General features: G+C 46.4%; 2 protein-coding genes. One reads left to right on the top strand and one right to left on the bottom strand.

From position 1 onward, the window contains the following. Window positions 1-412, top strand: a 412-nt coding sequence (locus AB4496_RS25890; protein ID WP_372132718.1) for a transposase, incomplete at its 5' end; no start/stop codon positions are given. Between the two features lie 86 nt (window positions 413-498). Here AB4496_RS25890 and AB4496_RS25885 read toward each other — a convergent pair. Continuing rightward, window positions 499-1758: an adenylosuccinate synthase gene (locus AB4496_RS25885; RefSeq protein WP_102258519.1), complete on the bottom strand. Its 1260-nt coding sequence runs from the start codon at window positions 1756-1758 to the stop codon at window positions 499-501. Window positions 1759-1781 lie beyond the last annotated feature (23 nt).

Genomic DNA, 1781 nt, shown 5'->3' with positions numbered 1-1781 from the left:
CAGTTTAGTGACGGACGCTTACTCAAGAAAAATCGTGGGCTATCACATAAGTGATGATATGAAAGCTCGCACGGTCAAGCAGGCCTTTTTAAACGCGTTGAAAGAACGGAATAATACAGGTGAGCTTGTACATCACTCAGATCGAGGTGTTCAGTACTGCTCTGTTGAATACCAAGAGTTGCATCGACAGTATGATGTATCTTGCTCAATGACTGATGGCTATGACTGTTATCAGAATGCGTTGGCAGAGAGGATCAACGGAATACTGAAGATGGAGTATCTGTTGAATAAGCCTAATGATTTAGATGAAGCAAAGAAAATGGTCGCCGAATCAGTAAAAATCTATAATGAATATAGGCCTCACACAGCTCTAAAATACAAAACGCCCGATGAAGTACATCGAGCGTTTTAGTCAATCAAGTGTCAACCCATATCAGGACGGGTCATGTCGTCTTTCAGCTAAAGCAACCGCTTTAGCTGAAAGACTTGAGTAGAGCTCTAACCTCGAATGATCATTTGCTCACGCTCAGGGCCTACTGACACCATCACAATTGGCACACCCATCAATTCTTCGATACGTGTAACGTAATCTTGTGCCGCTTGAGGAAGGCTCTCAAACGTGCGACAGCTCGTGATGTCTTCATCCCAGCCAGCCATATCTTCATATACAGGCTTTAGTTCAGCCGTTTGTGGCCAAATCGGGTTTTCAGTGTGCTCACCAGAGTAAGCGGTACAGATCTTAAGTTCAGACAAACCAGACAGGCAATCAATCTTAGTCAGTGCGATTTCCGTTGCAGCTTGCAGGTCAACACCGTTGCGAGTTGCTACTGCGTCGAAGTAACCCATATCACGTGGGCGGCCTGTTGTTGCGCCGTATTCGTTAGAGCTTTCGCGGAAGCTATCTTGCTCTTCCATTGCAGTCACTAGCGTACCAGTACCTACAGATGAGCTGAACGATTTAGCCACAGCAATAACGCGCTCAGGGCGAAGGGCAGGTAAACCACTACCGATGCCTGCGTATGCAGCGGTTACATTTGAAGATGTCGTCCAAGGATATTCACCGTAAACAAGGTCGCGACCTGCACCTAACTGAGCTTCGAACAGTAAGTTCGCGTCTTGCGATTGCAGTGCTTTAAGCGGCTCAGTTACGTTGCAAATGAATGGGCGCCAAGCTTTAGTCACTTCAAGTAACCATTCTGTCATTTCAGAAGCAGTCTGAGAGAAGTCACATTGTGGGTATAGCGCTTTAAGTTGAGGCATCTTCCAATCAAGTAAGAATTGAATGCGTTGCTCCAAAATTTCAGGTTGATTCAACCAGCCAACAAGAATGCCTTTCTTCATCACACGATCGCCGTACGCTGGTGCAATACCTTGACGTGTTGAGCCATAAGCGCCATCGCCTAAACGTTCTTCTTCAAGCGTGTCTTCAAGGGCGTGTAAAGGTAGACACAGTGTCGCACGGTCTGATATCGCCATTTTCACTTTGATGCCAGCTGCTTGTACTTCTGCAATTTCTTCAGTTAGCGCAGCAGGGCTGATCACCATGCCAGGGCCAAGAACAGCCGTACAATCAGGATTAAATATACCACTAGGCAGTTGATGCAGTTTGAATGTACCGAAGTCGTTTACTACGGTATGGCCGGCATTGTTTCCGCCTTGAAAGCGAATGCTAGCAGAAGCTTGGTCTGCTAAAAAATCAACGATACGGCCTTTGCCTTCGTCGCCCCAGTTTGCGCCTACAACAACAATAGATGGCATAATTTTTCTCCTGACTGATTGAG

Origin of the sequence: Vibrio sp. 10N.222.46.A1 (genome assembly GCF_041473595.1) — a bacterium.
Classification (GTDB): Bacteria; Pseudomonadota; Gammaproteobacteria; order Enterobacterales; family Vibrionaceae; genus Vibrio; species Vibrio tasmaniensis_A.
Note: the sequence above shows the minus strand (reverse complement) of the source record. Positions and strands in the feature narration are given on the sequence as shown.

What these genes read in the sequence shown, in the direction of transcription:
- AB4496_RS25885 (WP_102258519.1), bottom strand. Translation starts at nt 1,758, where the DNA reads ATGCCATCTATTGTTGTTGTAGGCGCAAACTGGGGCGACGAAGGCAAA.